Raw genomic sequence first — 22,634 nt, 5'->3', positions numbered from 1 at the left:
AAGATCAGACCAAAGAAGAGACCGGGATGGAAGTGAAGCGGGCCACCGAGGGCGAAAAAGGGTTCGAGAAGGTGTTCGCCTTCCTGCGCGAACGCCTGCTTGCGGGCTCGCTCAAGCCCGGCGACCGCCTGGTTTCCGAGCGCGAGCTGGCAACCCTCCTCGGCGTCAGCCGGCCCATCGTCCGCGAGGCGCTGCGCGCCCTCACCGTGCTCGGCATCGTCGAAATCCGCGACCGCATCGGCACCGTGGTGACGCAGCCGGATGTCTCGGTGCTGAACGACTTCTTCACCTTCGCGCTCGCCCAGCAGGCGGACATGCTCGATGACGTCATGCAGGCGCGCGTCGCGATCGAGTGTCAGGCGATCCGGCTCGCGTGCGAGCGCGCCAACATCGCCGATTTCGAACGTCTGCAGCGTGCGCTCGCGAAGATTGGAGAGACGATCGACGAGGCGGATGCCGGCGGCATGGCCGACTTCGAATTCCATCGTGCCATCGTCGTGGCATCGCATTCGGAAACGCTGACGGTCCTGCACGGTTCGCTGGCGGGACTGCTGACGCATTCGCATCGCAGCCGCCGCGAGCTGGTGCAGGCCTTTCCGTCGATGAAGACGTACCTGATCGACGACCACCGGCGCATCTTCGACGCGATCATCGCGCGCGACCCCGAGCGAGCGGATGCGACGCTGCGCAAGCATTTTGCCATTGGCGACGAATACCGCAGGCGCGCCGTCGTCGGCGACATCGACAAGACCAGCGCCTCAGGCTGATCGCGGCAGGCCAACAACCAAGAAACCAATCAACCAAGAAACGGACGACTGACATGGGACGGAACGACAAGGGCAATGTCGGCTTCATCGGCATCGGCACGATGGGCCGCGAGATGGTGCGCAACCTCCTGGTGGCCGGGCATGCGGTTCGCGTCTTCGATCTCAACGAAGCCGCCTTGGCCGACAGCGTCAAGGAAGGCGCGGCCGGCGCCAACAGTCCCGCCGACGCCGCGCAAGGCGCTGACATCGTCATCACCATGCTGCCCGACACGCCCCATGTCGAAGCGACAATCTACGGCGAGAACGGCCTCCTGAAGTCGCCGCCACCGGGCAAGCTTATCGTCGACATGAGCACGATCTCCCCGGTCGCCGTCCGCCGCATCCATACCAACCTGCAAAAGGTCGGCGTCAGCTTCATCGACGCGCCGGTCTCCGGCGGACCGGTGGGTGCCAAGAACGCTGCGCTCTCGATCATGGCCGGCGGCGATGCGGCTGCCTTTGCGCAGGCCGAGCCGTTCTTCCGCGCAATGGGCACGACCATCACGCATGTCGGCGCCTCCGGCGCGGGCCAGACCGTAAAACTCTGCAATCAGCTGATCTGCGGCATCAACATTCAGGCCATCTGTGAGGCACTGGCGCTCGGGCGTGCTTCTGGCCTCGATCTCAATCTGCTGCGTCGCGTTCTGCTCGGTGGCTCCGCCGCGTCCTGGATGCTTGACAAGCTCGGCCCCGCAATGATCGCGGGCGACGTCTCCGCCGGCTTCCGGATCGATCTCCAACTCAAGGATCTCCGCCTGGTGCAGGAGCACGCACAGGCGCTGAGCGTGCCGCTGCCCGGCACCGCGCTCGTCACCAGCCAATATGTCGATGCGCGCGCCCATGGCGAAGGCAGCAACGGCAATCAGGCGCTGTTCCGCGTCTATGACCGCATGACCAACCAGGTGACGGGCTGAAGCCGATACGATGAGCCTCCAACTCGACTTTCCCGCGGTGCTGGAGCGTTGGCCGAATTTTCTGGCCGGCGCGGCGCTGACGTTGGAGTTGGCGGCCTTCGCGACGGTGCTCGGCGCCCTGTTCGGCACGCTCGCAGCCGTCGGCCGCGGCTCACGAAGCCCGCTGATCGCGGGCGCCTGCAAAGTCTATGTCGAGACCATCCGCAACACGCCGCTGCTGGTCCAGATCTTCCTGGTCTATTTCGGTCTCGCCAGCCTCGGCCTGAAATTCTCCGCCTTCACCGTGGCGGTGGCCGCGTTGACGATCAACGTCGGCGCCTACACTGCCGAGATCATGCGCGCCGGCTTCGAAGCGATCCCGCGCGGACAGATCGAGGCCGCCGAGGGGCTCGCCCTGTCGCGCCTGCAAATCTACTGGCACATTATCCTGCTGCCGGCGATCGAGAAGGTCTATCCGGCCCTGACCAGCCAGTTCGTGCTGCTGATGCTAGCCTCCTCGGTCTGCTCGCAGATCTCGGCGGAAGAACTCACCGCCGTCGCCAACTACATCCAGTCGGACACCTATCGCGCGTTCGAGACCTACATCATCGTCGCCGTGCTCTACGTCATCCTGTCGCTGGTGATGCGCGCAGGCTTCTGGGGCCTCGGCCTCGTGCTGTTTCCGCGCCGGCGCCGGCTCGGCACGCCGTTGTGAGATGACCATGGGCGGACATCTCAACATCAATCATCTGATGTTCCTCGGTCAGGGCGCGCTGTGGACGATTGGCCTGTCCGTGATCGCGCTGATCGGCGGCGGCATCGTCGGCTTCGTGATCGCGCTCGCACGCATCTCGCCGCTCAAATCGGTGCGGATCGCCAGCGGCGTCTACGTCCAGCTGATCCAGGGCACGCCGCTGCTCGTCATCCTGTTCCTCGGCTATTTCGGCCTCGCCGCGATCGGCCTCAAGGTCTCGCCGTTAGCTGCCGCCGGCGCTTCGCTCACGCTCTATGTCTCGGCCTATCTCGGCGAGATCTGGCGCGGCTGCATCCAGTCGGTGCCGAAGCCGCAATGGGAGGCCGCCGAAGGCCTCGCGCTGAGCCGGACCCAGCGCATGATGAAGGTGATCCTGCCGCAGGCGATCCGCATCGCGACGCCGCCGACCGTCGGCTTCATGGTGCAGATCATCAAGAACACCTCGCTCGCCTCCGTGGTCGGCTTCGTCGAACTGATGCGGTCCGGCCAGATCGTCAACAACTCGCTGTTCGAGCCGTTCGCCATCTACGCAATCATCGCCGTCGTCTATTTCGCCATGTGCTATCCCCTGTCCCTGTTCAGCCAGAAGCTGGAACGGCGGATGGGGCGTGGCAGGTCCAACCTCGCACCAGCCTGACATGCAGCAAAACCCCTCCTCCTCCGAACCGATCGTGTCGCTCCGCGACGTGCAGAAGAGCTTTGGCCCGCTCCGGGTGCTCGATGGCGTCTCCTTTGCCGTCGAACGCGGCGAGGTGCTGGCACTGATCGGCCGCTCCGGCTCCGGCAAGAGCACGGCGCTGCGCTGCATCGACCGCTTCGAGAAGGTCGACGGCGGCGAGATCGTCGTGTGCGGACATCGCGTCGACCGCCCTGATGTCGATCTGCGCGCGCTGCGCCAGGACGTCGGCATCGTGTTCCAGAGCTACAATCTGTTTCCACATCTCACGATCGAACAGAACATCACGCTCGCCCCCTGCGCCGTGAAGGGCATGGCCACCTCGCAAGCCAGGGACCTCGCCCGAAAAGTGCTCGCGCAGGTCGGGCTCGAGGAGAAGCTGCACGCCTATCCCGAGCAGCTCTCGGGCGGACAGCAGCAGCGCGCGGCGATCGCCCGCTCGCTCGCGATGCAGCCGAAAGTGATGCTGTTCGACGAGGTCACCTCCGCGCTCGATCCCGAGCTTACCGGCGAGGTGCTGAAGGTGATCGAGCAATTGGCGGCGGACGGCATGACGATGGTGATGGTCACCCATGAGATGGGCTTTGCCAAAGGCATCGCCGACCGGATCGTCTTCATGCATCGCGGCAAGGTCCACGAGACCGGCCCCGCCTCGATCCTGACGTCGCCGGCGACGCCCGAACTCACGCAATTCGTGGGCACTGGAAACTTAAAATCATAACAGGAGTGGAGAACCAAGGATGACAAACAAGACACTGCTGGGGACCGCCACCGCGCTGTTCGGCCTCGTCATGATATCAGCCACGCCGGCATCGGCCGATCTGCTCGACGACATCACGCAGGCCAAGAAGATCCGCATCTCGACGGACGTCGCCATTCCGCCCTCGGGCATGATGGACAGCAGCATGAAGCCGACCGGCTCCGACGTCGAAGTGGCGCAACTGCTCGCCAAGGATTGGGGGTTCGAGCTCGAATTCATCCAGACCACCGGCGCGACACGCATCCCCAACGTCCTGACCGGCAAGGCCGACATCATCATCTCGACCTTGTCGGTGACGCCCGATCGCGCCAAGGTCATCGACTTCACCAAGCGCTATGCGACGCTGCAATCCGACGTCGGTTGCCTGAAATCCTCGACCGTCAAGGACTGGCCCGACCTGAAGGACAAGTCGATCGGCGTCTCCCGCGGCACCACGCAGGACACCACCCTGTCCAACATGAAGGACAAGGACCTCAAGATCTCGCGCTACGACGACGACGCCACGATGGTGACGGCGGCCGTCTCCGGTCAGGTCGACTGCGTCGCCTCGTCGGCGACGATCATCAACCAGATCGGGGTGAAGAACCCGTCGCGTGTGTTCGAATCCCGGATCCCGCTGGCGACCTTCGACCTTGCGATCGGCCTGAAGAAGGGTGAGCAGCGCCTGATGGACAAGCTCAACGCCTGGATCACCGAGAACGTCAAGAACGGCAAGCTCAACGCGATCTACAAGAAATTCCACGGGGTCGAGCTGCCGCCCGACATGCGCAGCTGAAACCAGGGAAAATCGTGGCAGCCGCGAAGCGGCTGTCACGACCAACATAAAATCAAGAAGGACATCACATGCGTCTCGTCATCGGATCCGACCACGCCGGCTGGCCGCTCAAGCAGACCGTTATCGATCACATCCGCAGCCTCGGCCACGACATCGTCGATGTCGGCTCCCATGACGACAAGCCGGTGGACTTCCCCGACATCGCGCGGGCCGTGGCTCAGAAGGTGACGTCAGGCGAAGCCGCACGCGGCATCATGGTGTGCGGCACCGGCGTCGGCGCCTCGATCGCAGCCAACAAGATGAAGGGCATCCGCGCCGCGGTTTGCCACGATGTTCATTCCGCCCATCAGAGCGTCGAGCATGATGACGTCAACGTCATGTGCATCGGCGCGCAGATCGTCGGCGCCTGGCTCGCCGTGGATCTGGTCTCGTCCTATCTCTCCGCCGAGTTCTCGACGGACGAGGATTTTCGCCGCCGTGTCGAGAAGCTGCGCATCATGGACGAGCAAGGCTGACGGCCGGCCCGGACCGCATGCGCTGAGCGATCGGTTCCCGCGCCTGGAATGGATCGCCCACATCGCCGGCCACGGCTAAACTCTCCCGATTCGTGGAGAGCACCTTGGCCTTTCTCTTCGTCCTCATCGTCGGCCTGATCGCCGGCACCGTCTCAGGCATCGTCGGCACGGGGTCGTCGATCATGCTGATGCCGGTGCTGGTCTATGCCTATGGGCCGAAGGAAGCCGTGCCGATCATGGCGGTCGCCTCCGTGATGGCGAATTTCTCCCGGATCCTGGCCTGGTGGCGCGAGGTCGACTGGCGGGCCTGCGCGGCCTATTCGGTGACGGGCATTCCGGCCGCCGTGCTGGGCGCGCGCACGCTGCTCGCGCTCCCCTCGCACGCCGTCGATCTCGCCATCGGCGTCTTCCTGATCGCGATGGTGCCGGTGCGGCACTGGCTGGCGCGGCACGACCTCAAGGCCAATCTCTGGCACCTCGCGATCGGCGGGGCGATCATCGGCTATCTCACCGGCATCGTGGTCTCGACCGGCCCGCTCAGCGTGCCACTGTTCCTGTTCTACGGCCTGTCCAAGGGCGCGTTCCTCGCAACCGAAGCGGCCTCCTCACTCGGCCTCTACTTCGCGAAATCCGTGACCTTCGAACGTTTCGGCGCGTTGACGCAGGATGTCTTCATCAAGGGCCTGGTCGCAGGCTCCTCGCTGATGTCGGGCGCCTTCATCGCAAAACGCTTCGTGCTGCATCTCAAGCCGGAGATGTTCCGCCTGGTGATGGACGCGATCATGATCGCTGCGGGCCTCTCCATGCTCTGGAACGCAACGCAGTCGTAATCGCGCTCAGGCGGCGAATTCGGGCGCGATCGACGGGCTGCCGGCGATGACGCGGCTTGTCTCAGTGGGCACCGCCTGCTTTTCGAGCCATAGCAGCACGGCGTCGAGCGGCTGCGGCCGATGGTAGTGATAACCCTGCCCGAGCATCACGCCCATCTCGCGCATGGCGTCGGCCTGCTCGGGCCGCTCGATGCCTTCCGCGACGAGCGTCAGCCCCAGCGTGCCGGCGAGCGAGGCGATGACGCCGACGATCGCCTTGTCTTCCGCGCTGTCAGGGATCTCGCTGATGAAGGCCTTGTCGATCTTGACCTTGTCGAGCGGGAAACGCCGGAGATGCGCGAGCGAGCTGTAGCCGGTGCCGAAATCGTCGAGCGCGATGGTTGCGCCCAGGCGCCGCAGGCGGTGCAGCGTCTCGGAGGCGCTGGCGATGTTGTTGATCAGCGAGCCCTCGGTGATCTCGAGCTCCAGCGACGAGGCCGCAACGTTGAAACGCGCGCAGGTCGCGCGCAGCTCGGCGGCGAGCGAATGGTCGGCGAGCTCGGACGGCGGCAGATTGATCGCGATCCGGATCTGCGGCCTGCCGGCGGACGCCAGTCGCTGCAGCGCGCGACAGGCATCGGTCAGCACGTAGCGCGTCAGCCGCGCATTGTTGCCGCTGCGCTCGATCAGCGGCAGGAATTCGCCGGGACCGATCAAGCCAAGTTCGGGATGGCGCCAGCGGATCAGCGCCTCAAGGCCGACAACGGCCTGGCTCTCGAGGTCGACCTGGCTCTGATACCAGACCTCGAACTGCCCCTCGGCGAAGCCTGCGGGAATGGCGAGCTCGAGATCCCGGCGGCGGCGATAGTCGCGCTGAAGCGCTTCGTCGAGCACGGCGACGGTGCCCGGCGCCTTGCTCTTGGCATGGTAGAGCGCGATGTCGGCGAGCGCCGGCAAATGCGACAGCTCGGGATCGCCGGCGCGGCGCACGGCAAGGCCGATGCTGGCGCGCGGCACGACCTGCTTGTCGTGCAGCCGGATCGGCTCGGAAATCGCATCTAACAGCTGGCGCGCGAACGCCTGGGCGGTCGCTTCATTGCTGACCTCGGGGCGGATGACGACGAATTCGTCGCCGCCGAGCCGGGCGACCCAATCCTGCGGTTCGACCGCATCACGAAGGCGCTCGGAGATGTGCACCAGGAACTTGTCGCCGGCATCATGGCCGAAGGTGTCGTTGATGCCCTTGAAGTCGTCGAGATCGATGAAGCAGAAGGCGATGAGCGAGTCCGGCGAGCCGGCATCGCCGCTCAGGGTCACCAGATGCTCGGACAGCGAGCGACGATTGGGCAGGCCCGTGAGCGGATCGTGCGCGGCCATGTGCCCGAGCCGGTCGAGCGCGCCCGATGTCGTGTACTGCATGGCGTTGAAGGCACGCGCGAGCTGGCCGAATTCGTTCGTCGATTTGATGTCGGCCGGATAGGCTCGCCCGTCCTGCTTGCTGCGCTGGATCGCCGACATGATCGCGGTAAGCGGCTTGCCGATGAAGATGTTGGCCGATATCCGCATCGCGATCAGGGTGGCAAATGTCGCGAGCAGGCCGACCACCAGCAGCAGCATCAGCCGGCTGCCCGTGTCCGTGTAGACCGTCGCATAGGAATAGGCGATCGCGATACGACCGGCCTGCACGGCGATGTTGCCGTTGCTGTAGCGGATCGGACGCGAGACTTCCGATACCGCCTGGTCCGCCGGCCGCGCCACCACCCGCGCGATCGCGACGCCGGTGTCGTCATAAACGGCCGCCGCGGCAATGGTCTCGTAGTGCATGATCTCGTTGAGGACGCTCGTGACCTGATCGTAGCGCATCTTCCAGAGCGGCTCGGCGATCAGTTCGGCGCGGCTCTCGGCCGTGCGGGCAATGCGCGCGTCGAGCTGCCTGATCTGCGACCAGAAGCTCGATGCCTCGACGCCGGCAGAGGCGAGCAGTTGCACCACCAGCAGCACCGGCACGGTGGCCCAGATCATCGCACGGACCACCGAGCGCGAGCGCGACGGCGCCGTCTGCTGCTGCTTGCGATCCGGGTCGGTCATGTCGTCACCGTTTCGCATCAGTCAGCAGCGCCTTCCGGAAGCGTCAGCGAAGAGATGAGCGCATCGATGGAGAAATCGTACTGGCCGCAGCGCCCCGCCCTCGCCCTGAAGCGCGCGAAATCGATCCGATCGAAGGCGCGCGTCTTGATGAGGTCTCCGACCGAAGCGAGATTGTCGCGCGTGATCGCGGACGTCCTGGCCTCGACGCGGGGCGATGCGGTCGCGAAATCGCAGCCGTCGGCGTAGTCGCGCAGGAGGACGATCGACCAGCCGCCGAGCAGAAAATGTCCGCCATCGGTCATGAGCAGACGGCCCGCCTTGATCTCGCGCAGCGCGTCCTCCGACCAGTTGAGGCCGACCAGCTGGATGTTTCGGCCGGGCGTGAGGCCGGCCGCGACCACCGCGCGAAGCGCGCCGAGCGCCATCGGATCGTTTCCGGCCCAGATGCCGGCAGGCCGGATCTCCTTGCGCGCGGCCCAGCTCAGATAATTCCTGGTGACCTGCTCTGCCTCCGACTGGGTCCAGTTGGCGAACAGCATCCGGTCCACCACCACGTCGGGCGCGGCGTCCACCGCGAGCTTGAGACCCGCGTTGCGGGCGATCGAGGCCGGCGTGATCTCGTCGCCGCCGATGCCGAGAATGTGGATCTTGCCGTCCGGGCTCTGCCATTTCTCGGCGCGCGCCACTTTGATCAAGGCATTGGCCATCCTCGCACCCGCGGTCTGGAGATCCGTCGTGATGTCGCCGAGCCAGGTCTTGAGCTTTTGCCGGGGCGGTCCGAGGCGCGCGGCGTCGTCGCCGATCAGCGTGTTCGAGAGCAGCAGCGTCTTGACCCCGGCGGCCTCGGCCGCCTCCAGGATGGGAACGGCAGCGGATTCCTCGTTCGACAGGATGAGGAAGTCCGGCTTGTCGGCGCGTGCCACCACGCCGAAGCCAAGCTCCTGCATGGTGCGGTAGTTCCGCTCGCTGGTCAGCACCTCGACATGGGCGTCGAGCTTGCGGCCCGCGGCCTGCATGGTCTGCGCGACCATGTCCCAGTAGACCTCGCCGGTCTTGCCGGGGTTGACGAAAACGATATTGAGACGCCCGGCGTCGGCCGCAACGGCGCCGCCTACCGGCAGAAGAAGGCCGCAGGCCATGCCCACGGCGAGCATTATCCGCAAGACTACCGTCATTCGTTTCGCCATCCCGTATCGGTTTCGAAACTGGACCCGCGTCCGCTAACATTTGGCAAAGTCCGGAACGGCGCGGCGGCGTAGAGCTAACAAAGGGTGTATCGGCTGCGGTGAATTGGGCTAATGGGGGTGCCGGCGATCGCCGTCTCGCCCGTCATTCCGTGCTATCAGCAAACCTGAAAACCCCGACTCGCTGTCCCCATGGCCAAGAACACGCCTTCCTTCGTCTGCCAGAACTGCGGCGCGGCCTATAACCGCTGGCAGGGCAAGTGCGAGTCCTGCGGCGAGTGGAACACGCTTGCCGAGGAGGACACGACCGGCAGCGTGCCGGTCTCGATCCGCTCCAAGCGCAAGGGGCGCACATTCGCGCTGGAGAGCCTCGCCGGCAAAAGCCCGGACGCACCGCGCCTGTCGTCGGGCATGACCGAGCTCGACCGCGTCACCGGTGGCGGCTTCGTCCGCGGCTCGGTGCTGCTGGTCGGCGGCGATCCCGGCATCGGCAAGTCGACGCTGCTGACGCAGGCCACCAGCATGATGGCGCGCGCCGGCCACCGCATCGTCTACATCTCCGGCGAAGAGGCGGTCGCCCAGGTACGCCTGCGCGCCGAGCGGCTCGGCCTGTCGGATGCCCCGGTGCAGCTTGCGGCCGAGACCTCTGTCGAGGATATCGTCTCGACGCTGTCGGAAGGCGCGGTGCCGCGGCTGATCGTGATCGACTCGATCCAGACCATGTGGACCGACACGGTGGAATCCGCGCCCGGCACGGTCACCCAGGTGCGCGCCTCGGCGCAGGCGCTGATCCGCTTCGCCAAGAAGACGGGTGCTGCCATCATCCTGGTCGGCCATGTCACCAAGGACGGCCAGATCGCCGGCCCCCGCGTGGTCGAGCACATGGTCGATGCGGTGCTGTCCTTCGAGGGCGAAGGTTCGCAGCAATTCCGCATCCTGCGCGCCGTGAAAAACCGCTTCGGCCCGACCGACGAGATCGGCGTGTTCGAGATGACCGGCCTTGGCCTGCGCGAGGTCACCAATCCCTCCGAGCTGTTCCTGTCCGAGCGCGACCTGGGCACGCCGGGCACCGCAGTCTTCGCGGGCATCGAGGGCACGAGGCCCGTTCTGGTCGAATTGCAGGCGTTGGTGGCCCCCACCTCGCTCGGCACCCCGCGTAGGGCCGTGGTCGGCTGGGATCAGAGCAGGCTCTCCATGGTGCTGGCGGTGCTGGAGGCCCATTGCGGGGTCAAGCTGTCCGGCCACGACGTCTATCTGAACGTCGCGGGCGGCCTGCGCATCCACGAGCCGGCGGCCGATATGGCCGCCGCGGCCGCACTGGTTTCATCCCTGGTTAATGCGCAGTTACCCACCGATGCCGTCTATTTCGGCGAGATTTCGCTCTCCGGCGTCATCCGCCCGGTGGCGCAGACCCCGGCCCGGCTCAAGGAAGCGGTCAAGCTCGGCTTCAAGCGCGCCGTGCTGCCCGAATCGGCCCGGGGCGGCGATGCTGGCGGCGACGCCGGACTGTCCCTGAACGCGATCAACAGCCTGACGACACTGGTGGCCGAGATCGCGGCCCGGGGCTCCCGCCGCGGCGAACAGAGCCCGCCGGCGGAGAAAAATGCCACACCGGCAAGATTCCGCCGTGGAGAGGGTTAGGTGGAGGTGACGTCCTCCGCCCCCACCGCTATACAGCCGTCACAAAAGCAGCATGGGATTGCGTGGTTGCGGCCTTGCCGGGAACGCCGTCTGGCCCTCACTTAGGGCCACGGCCAAGCACCGATTCGCTGAGCACCTTTGCAGTACGAGCGGACCCGACCAGCCGATGCCAGTAACACTCCTCGACCTGATCCTGCTCGGTGTGATGCTGATCTCGGGCCTGCTCGCCATGGTCCGCGGCTTCATGCGCGAAATCCTGTCGATCGCGGCCTGGGGCGCCGCGGCGATCGTGACGCTGTACTCGTTCTCGAAGCTGCTGCCGACCGCAAAGACCTATTTCAACAACGACACGGTGGCGAGCGTCGTCGTGGTCGCCGGTGTGTTCGTCGGCACCCTGGTCGTGGTTTCCGTGATCACGGTCCGGATCTCCGACATGATCCTGGATTCGCGCATCGGCGCGCTAGACCGCACCCTGGGCTTCCTGTTTGGCCTCGCTCGCGGGCTTTTGATCGTCGTGGTCGCGTTCCTGTTCTTCACCTGGCTGGTGCCGGACAAGCAGCGCCCGGACTGGGTCACGGGGGCCAAATCTCGCGTGGTGCTCCAGGGAACCGGGGATTGGCTGATGGCCCTCTTGCCTGACGACCCCGAGAACACCATCTTGAAGAGATTCAAGAAAAACAAACCAGATGATGATCAAGCTGATTCCGAACAGCAGCCTTCGGGCACTGGCGACGGATACAGTAAACCTGCTCGTGACAGCCTCAAGAAGCTGATCGAGAAACCTGCGGCGCGTTGATTAGGCCCTAAAAGAGAGGCGCGGACGAGATGCGACACCCTGACCAGGACGCCCAACTTGATCTCGGCCCAGCCGCGCTAGAGCTTCAGGACGATCTGGAGGGCGATACGCTCCGCGAGGAATGCGGCGTCTTCGGCATCTATGGCCACCCTGACGCCGCCGCCATCACTGCGCTCGGTCTCCACGCCCTCCAGCATCGCGGCCAGGAGGCCGCCGGCATCGTCTCCTACGACGGCAGCCGCTTTCACTCGGAACGCCGCCTCGGCCTCGTGGGCGACACCTTCTCCCGCCGCGAGGTGATCGACCGCCTGCCCGGCAATATGGCCGTCGGTCATGTCCGCTACTCCACCACCGGCGCCACCATCCTGCGCAACGTGCAGCCGCTGTTCGCCGAGCTGAATGCCGGCGGCCTTGCGGTCGCCCACAACGGCAACCTCACCAACGGCCTGACGCTGCGCCGCGAGCTCGTGAAGAACGGCGCGATGATGCAGTCGACCACCGACACCGAGGTGATCCTGCATCTCGTCGCGCGCTCCAGGCGCAGCCGCTTCATCGAGCGCTACATCGACGCCCTGCGCGAGATCGAGGGCGCCTATGCGCTGGTTTCGCTGACCAACAAGAAGCTGGTCGGCGCGCGCGATCCGCGCGGCATCCGCCCGCTGGTGCTCGGCGAGCTCGACGGTTGTCCGATCCTGACCTCGGAGACCTGCGCGCTCGACATCATCGGCGCGCGCTTCATTCGCGACATCGAGCCCGGCGAAGTCATCGTGTTCGACGAGAATGGCCAGGACATCCACAAGCCGTTTCCGCCGATGGCGCCGCGCCCCTGCATCTTCGAATACATCTATTTCTCCCGTCCGGACTCCATCGTTCACGGCCGCTCGGTCTACGAAGTGCGCAAGGCCTTTGGTGCGCAGCTCGCGCGCGAGAGCCATGTGCCGATCGACGTCGTCGTACCGGTGCCGGATTCCGGCGTGCCCGCCGCGGTCGGCTACAGCCAGCATTCCGGCGTGCCGTTCGAGCTCGGCATCATCCGCAACCACTATGTCGGCCGCACCTTCATCCAGCCGACGCAGGCGATCCGCGAGTCTGGCGTGCGCATGAAGCATTCGGCCAACCGCGCCGCGATCGAAGGCAAGCGCATCATCTTGATCGACGACTCGCTGGTGCGCGGCACCACCTCGAAGAAGATCGTGCGCATGATGCGCGATGCGGGCGCCAAGGAAGTGCATTTCCGCCTCGCCTCGCCGCCGATCCTCTATCCCGATTATTACGGCATCGACCTGCCGGATCGCGGCGGCCTCCTGGCCGCGACGCATTCGCTGGAGGAGATGCGCGAGATCATCGGCGCCGACTCGCTCGCCTTCCTGTCGATCGACGGCATGTATCGCGCCATGGGCGAGCCCGGCCGCGACCCCGCCAATCCGAAATTCTCGGATCATTGCTTCACCGGGGCGTATCCGACCCACCTCACCGACCAGACCCAGACCGAGCAGCAGCCGCGGCAGCTCTCGTTGCTGGCGGAGGCGAGCTGACGCCGAAGGCATGCGATGACCCAGTCGGTAATTGCGATTATCGGCGGTTTATTGCTCATAGGGTTTATCTTCTTCGCCTTTCGACAAGGCACGAAGGTCACTCCCGATGACCGCGAAGATCGTGGACCTTCAGTCGGGACCGGCAACGACTACTAAGTCTGGCCTGTTTTTCGTATGGCCGGGCTTGTCCCGGCCATCCACGCCTGTAAAACCCCGCCATGACAAATCCCCTCGCCAACCGCATCGCTCTCGTCACCGGCGCCTCGCGCGGCATCGGCTTCGCCACGGCCAGGGCGCTGGCCAAGGCCGGCGCGCATATCGTTGCGACGGCGCGAACGCAGGGCGGGCTGGAAGAGCTCGATGACGAGATCCGGAAAGACGGCGGCAGCGCCACGCTGGTGCCGCTCAATCTCACCGATTCCGACGGCATCGCGCGGCTCGGGGCCGGCCTGCACGAACGCTACGGCAAGCTCGATATCCTCGTCGGCAATGCCGGTGTGCTCGGCCCCTCCTCGCCGGTCGGCCACATCGAACTGAAAGCTTTCACCGATGTGATGGCGGTCAACGTCTCCGCTAACTTCCAGTTGATCCGCTGCATGGAGCCGCTGCTGCGGCAGTCCGATGCCGGCCGCGCCGTGTTCATCACCTCAGGCGCCGCCAACAAGGCCACCGCCTATGTCAGCCCCTATGCCGCCTCCAAGGCCGCGCTGGAAACACTGGCCCGCGCCTGGGCGCAGGAAACCACGAACACGCCGCTCCGTGTCAACCTGTTCAACCCGGGCCCGATCCGCACCCGGATGCGCGCCACGTTGATGCCGGGCGAAGATCCGGCGACGCTGGAGACACCCGAGCAGGTCGCCGAATTCATCGTGCCGATGTGCACGCCGGACTGGACCGAAACCGGCAAGTTCTACGACTACAAGACCCGCACGCTGATGAGCTTCCGCTCGCCGGCCTGATTGACTCGCGTGCCTCCCCGCGATTGACTGCCCGTGCTCAAGCGGCAGCAAGCCGCAAGCCAAAAAAGGGAGGTTGCCATGGCGCCGCGGCATGATCGCGCAGGGCTTGTCTGTACAAGGCTCGGCCGTGCGCTCGTACGAGTCTCTCACACCTTCTCCATCCTGATTGCAGCCATCGCGTTCGTGCTTCCAGGCACGGCGACTGCGGGCGACGTCCCGACCTTCGCGGTCGATGCCTCCTGGCCAAAACAGCTGCCTAACAACTGGATCCTCGGCCAGGTCGGCGGCATCACGGTCGACTGGCAGGGCCACATCTGGGTGATCCATCGCCCGCGCTCGCTCACCGATGACGAGAAAGGCGCGAGCCTCAACCCGCCACGCTCGAAATGCTGCGTCTCGGCACCGCCCGTGCTCGAATTCGACACTGACGGCAATCTGCTGCGGTCCTGGGGCGGTCCGGGCGAAGGCTATGAATGGGTCGGCCGCGAGCACGGCATCGAGGTCGACGAGCGCGGCTTCGTCTGGGTCGGCGGCAACGCCGATAGCGACAACGCCATTTTGAAGTTCACGCTCGACGGCAAGTTCGTCGCCCAGATCGGCAAGATCGCGCCGAGCCTCGGCAGCAACGACACCACGCAGCTCGGCAAGCCCGCCGAGACCGCGATCGACAAGGAGGCGAACGAAATCTACGTCGCCGACGGCTATGGCAACCGCCGCGTCATCGTGTTCGATGCGACGACCCTCGCCTACAAGCGGCACTGGGGCGCCTACGGCAACAAACCCAACGACGACAAGCAGCCGGCGTATGATCCCAAGGCGCCTGTCTCCCAGCAATTCGGAAATCCCGTCCATTGCGTGAAGCTCGCCAATGACGGTCTCGTCTACGTCTGCGACCGCATCAACAATCGCATCCAGGTGTTCAAAAAGGATGGCACCTTCGTGAAGGAGTTCTTCTTCGAGAAGAACACGCTCGGCAACGGCGCGGTGTGGGACATCGCGATCTGGCCCGATCCGAAGCAGACCTATTTGCTCAGCGCCGACGGCGAGAACAACGAGATCCGGGTGATCAAGCGCGAGGACGGCAGCGTGGTCGGCAGCTTCGGCCACAACGGCCGCAATGCCGGGCAGTTCCACTGGGTGCATGCCATGGCGATAGACGCCAAGGGTAACGTCTATACCGCCGAGGTCGACACCGGTAAGCGCATCCAGAAATTCAAGCTGACCTCGGACGCGCTCAAATAGCGTCTCAACACACTTTACCCAAAGGTTAACCGACGGATGACGCTACGCCGCAGCGTCATCCGGCTTTAGGCGCATTGCCGCCAGCCGTGGGACACGGTAGAGCGATCAGCCGGAACAAGGCTCCGCAAGAGAGCCGTCCGCATATTGAAAATGGAGGAGACCTATTATGACGACGACGCTCGCGCGCCGCTATGCGGCCCTTCTGGCCTGTGCCGCCTTCGGTTTTGCAACATCCGCTTACGCGCAGGACAAGACCGTCAAGATCGGCGTCTTGAATGACATGTCGAGCCTTTATGCCGATATCGGCGGCCCGAACTCCGTGGTCGCGATCAAGATGGCCGTCGAGGATTCCGGCCTGCTCAAGAAGGGCTGGAAGATCGACGTTCTGAGCGGCGATCACCAGAACAAGCCGGACGTCGGCGTCAATATCGCTCGGCAGTGGATCGACAACGAGAAGGTCGATGCGATCGCCGATACGCCGAACTCCGGCGTCGCGCTTGCGGTCAGCAACCTCGTCAAGGAAAAGAATTCGGTGCTGCTGAATTCCGGCGCCGCCTCTGCCGACTTGACCGGCAAGGCCTGCACGCCGAACACGATCTCCTACACTTACGACACCTACATGCTCGCCAACGGCACCGGCAAGGCGCTGACCAAGGCCGGCGGCGACACCTGGTTCTTTCTTACCGCGGATTATGCCTTCGGCCACGCGCTGGAACGCGACACCACGGCCGTCGTGACGGCAAACGGCGGCAAGGTGCTGGGCAGCGTCAAGCACCCGATCAACAGCTCGGACTTCTCGTCCTTCCTGCTGCAGGCCCAATCGTCCAAGGCCAAGGTGGTCGGCCTCGCCAATGCCGGCGGCGACACCACGAACTCGATCAAGCAGGCGGCCGAATTCGGCATCGTATCGGGCGGCCAGAAGCTCGCGGCGCTGCTGCTGTTCATCAACGATGTGCATTCGCTGGGGTTAAAGACCGCGCACGGCCTGACCTTCACCGAGTCCTTCTACTGGGACATGAACGAGCAGACCCGCGCCTGGTCGAAGCGCTTCGCTGCCCTGGCCAGCAAGAACGCGATGCCGTCGATGACCCAGGCCGGCAACTACGCGATGGTGCTGCACTATCTCAAGGCGATGGAAGCGCTCGGCGGCAACCCGCATGACGGCGCCAAGGTCGTCGCCAAGATGAAGGAGCTGCCGACCGACGATCCGCTGTTCGGCAATGGCCCGCTGCGCCAGGACGGACGCCGTCTCATCCCGGCCTATCTGTTCGAGGTGAAGAAGCCCGAGGAGTCGAAGGGTCCGTGGGACTACTACAAGCAGATCGCCACGATCGCAGCGGAAGACGCAGCCAAGCCGCTCAAGGACAGCGAGTGTCCGCTAGTGAAGAAGTAAGACAGTCGACGCTGCCGTAGGGTGGGCAAAGGCGCGTAAGCGCCGTGCCCACCTTCTCTCCGCGAGTTGACGAAGTAGCGGTGGGCACGCTTCGCTTTGCCCACCCTACGAGACCGTCTTCGTAGTCGCCAGCGTCCGCATCGCGATCGCGACACATGCCACCATCAGCACCGCCGCAAGCAGGAATGGCGCGCCGGGCAGATGCCACGGCGCGCTGGCGCCGATGAAATAGGAAAACGTCAGCGTGAACAGGAACGGCCCGACGAGCTGCGAGACGCTCTGCACGCTCGCGGTCGCGCCCTGCAACTGGCCCTGCTGATCGGGCGCGACCAGTCGCGTCATCAGCGATTGCATGGCGGCGCCCGAGATGCCCCACAGCGACATCACGGGAATGCCGATCCAGAACAGCGGGCCGGTCGGCGCCGCGCCGAAGATCACGAAGCCGATCGCGCCACAGCACAGACCGAGCACCAGCGCATTCCGCTCGCCGAGCACGCGCACGATCGGGCCGATCGCGAGCCCCTGCACCACCATGGCGCAGATGCCGACCATCGCGAGCGTCAGACCCACGGTCTTGGAATCCCAGCCGTAGCGATAGGTCACATAAAGCACGAAGGTCGAGGGCAGCACGACATGCGCGACCTGTGCGATGAAGTTGACGATGGATAATGCGGCGAGCGCCGCGTTGGAACGCAGCAAGTGCAGCGCTCCGATCGGATTGGCGCTGGTCCAGCGGAACGGCGCGCGCCGCTCCGGCGCCAGCGATTCCGGCAGGACGAAGAGGCCATAGAGCGCATTGGCAAAGCTCAAAGCCGCCGAGGCCCAGAACGGCAGCCGCGGATCGATATCGCCGAGCAGGCCGCCGAGCGCCGGGCCCAGGATGAAGCCGGCGCCGAAGGCAGCTCCAATCCTGCCGAAGACGGCCGCGCGCCGCTCCGGCGGCGTGATGTCGGCGATATAGGCAAAGGCGGTCGAAATGCTCGCCGAGGTGATGCCCGAGATCACGCGGCCGATGAACAACCAGAGCAGCGACGGCGCGAGCGCCATCAGCACATAGTCGGCGGCGAGCCCGAAATTCGACAGCAGCACCACCGGCCGCCGTCCGAAGCGATCCGACAGCGCGCCGAGCACCGGCGAGAACACGAACTGCATCAGCGCCCAGGCGGTGCCGAACAGGCCGAAGATACGGGCCGCATGCGCGGTGTCGTTGTCGACGAAGCTCTCGATCAGCTTCGGCAGGATCGGCATGATCACGCCGAGCGCGAGCATGTCGAGCAGGATGGTGACGAAGATGAAGGCGACGGCACCACGCCGGACCGGCGCAGCGCTTCGCGCCGTCGCCTCGCCGGCATCGTTGCTCACGACGGCCGCTTGCGCTTGTGGGCGAAGGGGTTAGCCTTTTCGCGCAAGGTGATGCGCACCGGCGTACCCGGCAGCTCAAAGGTCTCGCGCATGGAATTGGTCAGGTAGCGCAAATAGGACTGCGGCACCGCGTCCGCGCGCGAGCAGAACAGCACGAAGCTCGGCGGACGCGCCTTGTTCTGCGTGATGTAATTCAGCTTGAGCCGTCGGCCGGACACGGCCGGCGGCGGATTGGCCTGCACGGCCTGCTCGAACCAGCGATTGAGCGCGGAAGTCGGCACGCGCCTGTTCCAGACCGCGTAGGCGTCCTGGATCGCCTGCATCAGCCGATCGATGCCCTCGCCCATTAGACCTGATACGGCGACGATCGGCACGCCCTTGATCTGCGGCAGCCAATGGTCGGCATCCCGGCGCAGACCCGAGATGGCGCCGCCGCCCTTGGTCTCCATCAGATCCCATTTGTTGACGGCGAGCACGACCGCGCGGCCTTCGCGCTCGATCAGATCGGCGATGCGCAGATCCTGCTCCTCGAAGCGGTTCTGCGTATCCATCATCATCACGACGACTTCGGCAAAGCGGACCGCGCGCAACGCGTCGGCGACCGAGAGCTTCTCGAGCTTTTCCTCGATGCGCGAGCGACGGCGCAGGCCTGCGGTATCGAACACGCGAAATTCGCGGCCCCTCCAGTTGATCTCGACCGCGATGGAATCGCGCGTGGTGCCGGCCTCCGGGCTCGTCAGCAGGCGCTCCTCGCCGAGCAGATGGTTGATCAGCGTCGACTTGCCGGCATTGGGCCGGCCGACGATGGCGACGCGGATCGGACGCGTCGCGGCCTCCTCCTCGGTCAGCGGCTCATCGTCATCGGCTTCATCTTCGTCGACAGGCTCCGGCATCAACTCGCGGAGGGCGTCATACAGCTCGCCCATGCCTTCGCCGTGCTCGGCCGAGACCTGGATAGGATCGCCGAGGCCGAGCGCAAAGGCCTCCATCGCGCCGGCATCGCCGTGCTTGCCTTCGCTCTTGTTGGCGACCAGCAGCACCGGCTTGTCGGCCTTGCGGGCGAAATCGGCGAAGGCGCGGTCGGTGGGCGTCAGGCCGATGCGCGCATCGATGACGAAGAACAGCGCGTCGGCCTGTGCGATCGCAGCCTCGGTCTGCTCCTGCATGCGCGCGGTCAGCGAGCCCTTGGCGCCCTCGTCGAGGCCGGCGGTGTCGATGATGGTGAATTCGAGGTCGCCGAGCCTGGCCTCGCCTTCGCGGCGGTCGCGGGTGACGCCCGGCAGGTCATCGACGAGCGCGAGCTTCTGCCCAACCAGGCGGTTGAACAGCGTCGATTTGCCGACATTTGGCCGGCCGATAATAGCAATCGTGAAGGACATCGGTCATTCGTGCGCTGCGAAGGCCGCGCCTGTCAATGTAATGAAGTGATCAGCGCGAAAAGCTGCCGCTCGGCATCGGTGCCGGGAAAGCTCCCTGCGACTGCTGCTGGGTGGTCTGGGTCGGTTGCGCCTGCTGGACGGGTTGATCCGGCGGCGGGGCGGTGGTGCGCTTGCGCACGATCTTCTGCTTGGGCGGCGGAGCGGCCGTGGGCGGCGCGGCCTCCGGCTGGGCCTCGCCGTCGACCTCGCCCGCCGGCGCCTCAGCGGGCGCGGCCGCGGTGCTGGCAGGCTGTTTGGTCTTCTTCGCCTTGGCACCCTTTGCCGGCTTGGCCTCGGGCGGCGGCTCGGCGGGCAGAGCCGCGACGGCCGGTGCGTTCGGATCCGGCTGCTGCTGTGCTGCGCCCTTGTACATCTCCCGCGGCACGCCCTGCTCGAGGCCCGGAACGCCCTCCGGGAAGACCGGCTTGCGGTCGCCCGGCAGCTTCTTCTTGGTGTCGAGGAAGTCGAGCATGTCGCTTGGATCGAAGCTGGAGCAGCCGCCCAGGATGCCCGTGAAGGCGATCAGGACGGCGGCTGCGATCAAGCGTGGCGTGCGGCGCATCTTGTGTCTCGTCTACGTCAGAGAGCCCGAAGGTCAGCTCTTGGTCAGCTTTTGGCGACGGGCGGCAGCAGGGCCTGGAGCGCCTCGGCGCGTGAGCGCAAACCGGGCGGCGTTTCGCCGTCCTCGGCAATCGCGTCGAGCCATTTGCGGGCCGCGGTCATGTCGTTGTTGCGCCAGGCCGATAGCGCCAGCAACTCGCGGGCGCTGTGGCGGAACGTGGATTTGGGCGCGGCGGAGAACTCCAGCCGCTGCTGCATGTCGGCATAGGACGCGCTGTCGACCAGCAATCCGGCGGCGCGGAGCTTCGCCAGATCCTGCCACTCGCCACCGATGCTGCGATCGGCGGCGATGTCGTCAAACATCTTGGCGGCCGCCTTGGGATCGCGGGGCGCCGCCTCGGCCGCGGCACGCAGCCGCGCCAGGGTGCGATAACCCGAGGGAGCCTTGGCGGCGAGCGCGGTGAAGGCGGCCTCGGCCTCCGCGTGCTTGTCCTGGTCGGACAGCTCAGCGGCCTTCTCGAAGGCGGCGCCGGCCTCGGCGGCCTTCTTGCCCTCCAGATACTGGTAGCCGCGCCAGCCACCGACGGCAGCCACGATCAGCACCATCAGGGCAATGAAGACAATCGAATACTTGTCCCACAGCTTCTTGAGCTGTTCGCGACGTACTTCCTCGTCGACTTCGTCAAATAATTCAGACACTTATGTTAATCCCATGCCCGTCCGGGTGCGCGCGCCAATGCGTTCGCGTCAGGAATCCCGTCCCCACGTGGCGGCGGGGTACCCTAACGATATGGCGGTGGCAAGGCAAAGCGAGCCCAATCAAGGCGTTAACCACCCGGAACAGCCCGGACCGGCCTGTCCGGCTCAGGTTCCCAGGAGCTCCCGCAGCTGCCGCTTCAGCACCTTGCCGTTGGCATTGCGCGGCAGCGGCTCGGGGGTGATCGCCATGGTTTCGGGGACCTTGTAGTCGGACAGCCGCTCCGCGCACCAGGCGCGCAAGGCCTCGCCGGTCACCGGGGCGCGCGTCACCACCACGGCGTGGACGCGCTCGCCCAGCACCGGGCAGGCCTTGGCAATGATCGCGCTCTCGACCACGGCGGGGTGGCCGGCCAGCACGGACTCGACCTCCGCCGAATAGATCTTCAGACCGCCGCGATTGATCATGTCCTTCTGCCGGTCGAACACGCGGACAAACCCCTCCGCATCGACCGAGCCGAGATCACCGGAATGCCAGAAGCCACCCGTGAAGCTTTCGGCCGTCGCCTTCGGGTTATTCCAGTAGCCCTTGATGACGGAGGCGCTCTGGATCCAGAGCTCGCCGATCTCGCCAGCGGGCAGCTCGCGCCCGTCCGCACCCATCGCGACGATGCGGGCACCGGGACACGGCAGGCCGACACTGTCGATGTGGCTCGCGGTCAGCTCGCCCGGCATGATCGTCGAGGGCGACGTCGTCTCGGTCGAGCCGTAGCAGTTCGCGAGCTTCAGGCCGGGAATCGTCGCCTTGAGCTTCTCGATGGTCGCGACCGGCATCGGCGCGCCGCCAAAGCCGCCGATGCGCCAGCTCGAGAGATCGTAGCTGTCGAAATCGGGCTGGAGCAGGCAGAGATTGTACATCGCCGGCACCATCACCGTGTAGGTGACCCGCTCGCGCGCGGCGAGCTTGAGATAATCCGCGGCCTTGAACTCCGGCATGATGATCAGCGCGCCGCCGCAGCGGATCATGGTCGTGATGTTGGCGACGACGCCGGTGACGTGGCCGAGCGGCACTGCCGCGATCGAGCGGTCCGCTTCCGTCAATTGCAGGCAGGAGACGAACACCATCGAGGAATGGACGATGTTGCAATGGGCGAGCATCGCGCCCTTCGGCTTGCCCGTCGTGCCCGAGGTGTAGAGGATCATCGCGGTGTCCTCCTCGCCGATCTCGACCGGCGCCGATGCCGGGACGTTGTCGGCGAGCACGGCGAAACGCGACAGGGCCTGATCGCTGTCGACGGCGATGCGGTGGATGACATCGGGAACATCAAGCGCATCGGGCAGCCGCCCGGTGAGCCCTGCTTCATGGATCAGGATCCTGGCGCCGCAATCGGCGAGGACATAGGCGATCTCGGGCTTCTGCTGGCGCGTGCCGAGCAGCACCGTCACCAGCCCCTCATGCGCGGCGGCAAACAGCAGCAGCGGAAACTCGATGCGATTGCCGAGCAGGATCGCGACGCGATCGCCACGCTGCAGGCCAAGCTTGCGAAAGCCGGCCGCGATCCGCGCGGCCTGCTCCACCGCCTGTCGCCAGCTCAACCGGACATCGCCTGCGATCAGCGCTTCGCCATCCGGATTGCGGGCGCAAGCGTCCGCGATCATCGCCCACAGGCTCGCCGGCCGGTCGCAGAAGGCCGGCACCACCCGATCGCCAAAGCGCGCCTCGAACCGCATCGGCGGGATCTGAGATTGCGACCAGTCCATCGGGATGCCC

21 protein-coding genes are annotated in these 22,634 nt (G+C 65.5%); 14 read left to right on the top strand and 7 right to left on the bottom strand.

What is annotated here, in order from left to right; translation table 11 throughout:
- Nucleotides 1–26: 26 nt before the first annotated feature.
- The 8 genes from CT676_RS20970 to CT676_RS20935 all read left to right on the top strand — a co-directional run bounded on the left by CT676_RS20970 (nt 27) and on the right by CT676_RS20935 (nt 6,009).
- Nucleotides 27–767, top strand: a complete 741-nt coding sequence (locus CT676_RS20970) for a FadR/GntR family transcriptional regulator (RefSeq protein ID WP_071914689.1) — start codon at nt 27–29, stop codon at nt 765–767.
- A 53-nt stretch (nt 768–820) separates the two neighbouring features.
- On the top strand, nt 821–1,720 hold the full coding sequence (locus CT676_RS20965) for an NAD(P)-dependent oxidoreductase (RefSeq protein ID WP_135215269.1): 900 nt from the start codon (nt 821–823) through the stop codon (nt 1,718–1,720).
- Nucleotides 1,721–1,730: 10 nt separating this feature from the next.
- Nucleotides 1,731–2,414: an amino acid ABC transporter permease gene (locus CT676_RS20960; RefSeq protein WP_071914692.1), complete on the top strand. Its 684-nt coding sequence runs from the start codon at nt 1,731–1,733 to the stop codon at nt 2,412–2,414.
- Nucleotides 2,415–2,421: 7 nt separating this feature from the next.
- Entirely contained in the window at nt 2,422–3,090 is a 669-nt protein-coding gene (locus CT676_RS20955) for an amino acid ABC transporter permease (protein WP_028169586.1), read from the top strand.
- Nucleotide 3,091: 1 nt separating this feature from the next.
- Nucleotides 3,092–3,850, top strand: a complete 759-nt coding sequence (locus CT676_RS20950; RefSeq protein ID WP_028149724.1) for an amino acid ABC transporter ATP-binding protein — start codon at nt 3,092–3,094, stop codon at nt 3,848–3,850.
- Nucleotides 3,851–3,869: 19 nt separating this feature from the next.
- Entirely contained in the window at nt 3,870–4,664 is a 795-nt protein-coding gene (locus tag CT676_RS20945) for a transporter substrate-binding domain-containing protein (protein ID WP_135215268.1), read from the top strand.
- 68 nt (nt 4,665–4,732) lie between these two features.
- Nucleotides 4,733–5,179 carry a ribose 5-phosphate isomerase B gene (rpiB, locus tag CT676_RS20940; RefSeq protein WP_085402833.1) on the top strand — a complete coding sequence of 149 codons (447 nt, stop codon included), beginning with the start codon at nt 4,733–4,735 and terminating at the stop codon, nt 5,177–5,179.
- Nucleotides 5,180–5,283: 104 nt separating this feature from the next.
- Nucleotides 5,284–6,009 carry a sulfite exporter TauE/SafE family protein gene (locus tag CT676_RS20935; RefSeq protein ID WP_063986422.1) on the top strand — a complete coding sequence of 242 codons (726 nt, stop codon included), beginning with the start codon at nt 5,284–5,286 and terminating at the stop codon, nt 6,007–6,009.
- 6 nt (nt 6,010–6,015) lie between these two features.
- Here the strand turns inward: CT676_RS20935 and CT676_RS20930 are convergent, their stop codons facing one another.
- On the bottom strand, nt 6,016–8,094 hold the full coding sequence (locus tag CT676_RS20930) for an EAL domain-containing protein (protein WP_135215267.1): 2,079 nt from the start codon (nt 8,092–8,094) through the stop codon (nt 6,016–6,018).
- Nucleotides 8,094–9,251: an ABC transporter substrate-binding protein gene (locus tag CT676_RS20925; protein ID WP_244623218.1), complete on the bottom strand. Its 1,158-nt coding sequence runs from the start codon at nt 9,249–9,251 to the stop codon at nt 8,094–8,096. The genes CT676_RS20930 and CT676_RS20925 overlap by 1 nt, the downstream gene beginning before the upstream one ends.
- A gap of 201 nt (nt 9,252–9,452) precedes the next feature.
- Here CT676_RS20925 and radA point away from each other — a divergent pair, with 201 nt between their 5' ends.
- The 6 genes from radA to CT676_RS20895 all read left to right on the top strand — a co-directional run bounded on the left by radA (nt 9,453) and on the right by CT676_RS20895 (nt 16,826).
- Nucleotides 9,453–10,901 carry a DNA repair protein RadA gene (radA, locus tag CT676_RS20920; RefSeq protein WP_135215265.1) on the top strand — a complete coding sequence of 483 codons (1,449 nt, stop codon included), beginning with the start codon at nt 9,453–9,455 and terminating at the stop codon, nt 10,899–10,901.
- 166 nt (nt 10,902–11,067) lie between these two features.
- On the top strand, nt 11,068–11,697 hold the full coding sequence (locus CT676_RS20915) for a CvpA family protein (protein WP_071914705.1): 630 nt from the start codon (nt 11,068–11,070) through the stop codon (nt 11,695–11,697).
- Nucleotides 11,698–11,726: 29 nt separating this feature from the next.
- On the top strand, nt 11,727–13,232 hold the full coding sequence (gene purF, locus CT676_RS20910) for an amidophosphoribosyltransferase (protein ID WP_063983721.1): 1,506 nt from the start codon (nt 11,727–11,729) through the stop codon (nt 13,230–13,232).
- A gap of 218 nt (nt 13,233–13,450) precedes the next feature.
- A complete protein-coding gene (locus CT676_RS20905; protein ID WP_135215264.1) occupies nt 13,451–14,191 on the top strand; it encodes an SDR family NAD(P)-dependent oxidoreductase in 741 nt (246 codons plus the stop codon).
- Between the two features lie 78 nt (nt 14,192–14,269).
- Complete coding sequence (locus tag CT676_RS20900) at nt 14,270–15,433, top strand: hypothetical protein (protein ID WP_135215263.1); 1,164 nt, start codon at nt 14,270–14,272, stop codon at nt 15,431–15,433.
- Between the two features lie 166 nt (nt 15,434–15,599).
- Complete coding sequence (locus CT676_RS20895) at nt 15,600–16,826, top strand: ABC transporter substrate-binding protein (protein ID WP_063983724.1); 1,227 nt, start codon at nt 15,600–15,602, stop codon at nt 16,824–16,826.
- Between the two features lie 105 nt (nt 16,827–16,931).
- On the opposite strand, the gene CT676_RS20890 is transcribed toward CT676_RS20895, so the two are convergent.
- From CT676_RS20890 to CT676_RS20870, 5 genes are all read right to left on the bottom strand, one after another.
- Entirely contained in the window at nt 16,932–18,188 is a 1,257-nt protein-coding gene (locus CT676_RS20890; protein ID WP_135215262.1) for a TCR/Tet family MFS transporter, read from the bottom strand.
- Nucleotides 18,185–19,567 (bottom strand): ribosome biogenesis GTPase Der, encoded by a 1,383-nt coding sequence (gene der / locus CT676_RS20885; RefSeq protein WP_135215261.1) that lies wholly within the window; start codon nt 19,565–19,567, stop codon nt 18,185–18,187. The genes CT676_RS20890 and der overlap by 4 nt, the downstream gene beginning before the upstream one ends.
- Nucleotides 19,568–19,616: 49 nt before the next feature.
- Complete coding sequence (locus CT676_RS20880; protein ID WP_135215260.1) at nt 19,617–20,168, bottom strand: hypothetical protein; 552 nt, start codon at nt 20,166–20,168, stop codon at nt 19,617–19,619.
- 44 nt (nt 20,169–20,212) lie between these two features.
- Complete coding sequence (locus tag CT676_RS20875; protein ID WP_135215259.1) at nt 20,213–20,866, bottom strand: tetratricopeptide repeat protein; 654 nt, start codon at nt 20,864–20,866, stop codon at nt 20,213–20,215.
- 165 nt (nt 20,867–21,031) lie between these two features.
- The gene (locus tag CT676_RS20870; protein WP_135215258.1) at nt 21,032–22,624 is read right to left on the bottom strand and encodes a class I adenylate-forming enzyme family protein; all 1,593 of its coding nucleotides are present in this window, start codon (nt 22,622–22,624) and stop codon (nt 21,032–21,034) included.
- Between the last annotated feature and the right edge of the window lie 10 nt (nt 22,625–22,634).

The sequence above is a fragment of the Bradyrhizobium sp. MOS001 genome, assembly GCF_004634465.1.
Taxonomy (GTDB): Bacteria; Pseudomonadota; Alphaproteobacteria; order Rhizobiales; family Xanthobacteraceae; genus Bradyrhizobium; species Bradyrhizobium barranii.
This window is presented reverse-complemented; position numbering and strand designations above follow the sequence as displayed.

What these genes read in the sequence shown, in the direction of transcription:
- radA (WP_135215265.1), top strand. Translation starts at nt 9,453, where the DNA reads ATGGCCAAGAACACGCCTTCCTTCGTCTGCCAGAACTGCGGCGCGGCC.
- CT676_RS20905 (WP_135215264.1), top strand. Translation starts at nt 13,451, where the DNA reads ATGACAAATCCCCTCGCCAACCGCATCGCTCTCGTCACCGGCGCCTCG.
- CT676_RS20900 (WP_135215263.1), top strand. Translation starts at nt 14,270, where the DNA reads ATGGCGCCGCGGCATGATCGCGCAGGGCTTGTCTGTACAAGGCTCGGC.
- CT676_RS20925 (WP_244623218.1), bottom strand. Translation starts at nt 9,251, where the DNA reads ATGACGGTAGTCTTGCGGATAATGCTCGCCGTGGGCATGGCCTGCGGC.
- CT676_RS20895 (WP_063983724.1), top strand. Translation starts at nt 15,600, where the DNA reads ATGACGACGACGCTCGCGCGCCGCTATGCGGCCCTTCTGGCCTGTGCC.
- CT676_RS20970 (WP_071914689.1), top strand. Translation starts at nt 27, where the DNA reads ATGGAAGTGAAGCGGGCCACCGAGGGCGAAAAAGGGTTCGAGAAGGTG.
- CT676_RS20930 (WP_135215267.1), bottom strand. Translation starts at nt 8,094, where the DNA reads ATGCGAAACGGTGACGACATGACCGACCCGGATCGCAAGCAGCAGCAG.
- CT676_RS20960 (WP_071914692.1), top strand. Translation starts at nt 1,731, where the DNA reads ATGAGCCTCCAACTCGACTTTCCCGCGGTGCTGGAGCGTTGGCCGAAT.
- CT676_RS20870 (WP_135215258.1), bottom strand. Translation starts at nt 22,624, where the DNA reads ATGGACTGGTCGCAATCTCAGATCCCGCCGATGCGGTTCGAGGCGCGC.
- CT676_RS20880 (WP_135215260.1), bottom strand. Translation starts at nt 20,168, where the DNA reads ATGCGCCGCACGCCACGCTTGATCGCAGCCGCCGTCCTGATCGCCTTC.
- CT676_RS20965 (WP_135215269.1), top strand. Translation starts at nt 821, where the DNA reads ATGGGACGGAACGACAAGGGCAATGTCGGCTTCATCGGCATCGGCACG.
- purF (WP_063983721.1), top strand. Translation starts at nt 11,727, where the DNA reads ATGCGACACCCTGACCAGGACGCCCAACTTGATCTCGGCCCAGCCGCG.
- der (WP_135215261.1), bottom strand. Translation starts at nt 19,567, where the DNA reads ATGTCCTTCACGATTGCTATTATCGGCCGGCCAAATGTCGGCAAATCG.
- CT676_RS20945 (WP_135215268.1), top strand. Translation starts at nt 3,870, where the DNA reads ATGACAAACAAGACACTGCTGGGGACCGCCACCGCGCTGTTCGGCCTC.
- CT676_RS20950 (WP_028149724.1), top strand. Translation starts at nt 3,092, where the DNA reads ATGCAGCAAAACCCCTCCTCCTCCGAACCGATCGTGTCGCTCCGCGAC.
- CT676_RS20955 (WP_028169586.1), top strand. Translation starts at nt 2,422, where the DNA reads ATGGGCGGACATCTCAACATCAATCATCTGATGTTCCTCGGTCAGGGC.
- rpiB (WP_085402833.1), top strand. Translation starts at nt 4,733, where the DNA reads ATGCGTCTCGTCATCGGATCCGACCACGCCGGCTGGCCGCTCAAGCAG.
- CT676_RS20915 (WP_071914705.1), top strand. Translation starts at nt 11,068, where the DNA reads ATGCCAGTAACACTCCTCGACCTGATCCTGCTCGGTGTGATGCTGATC.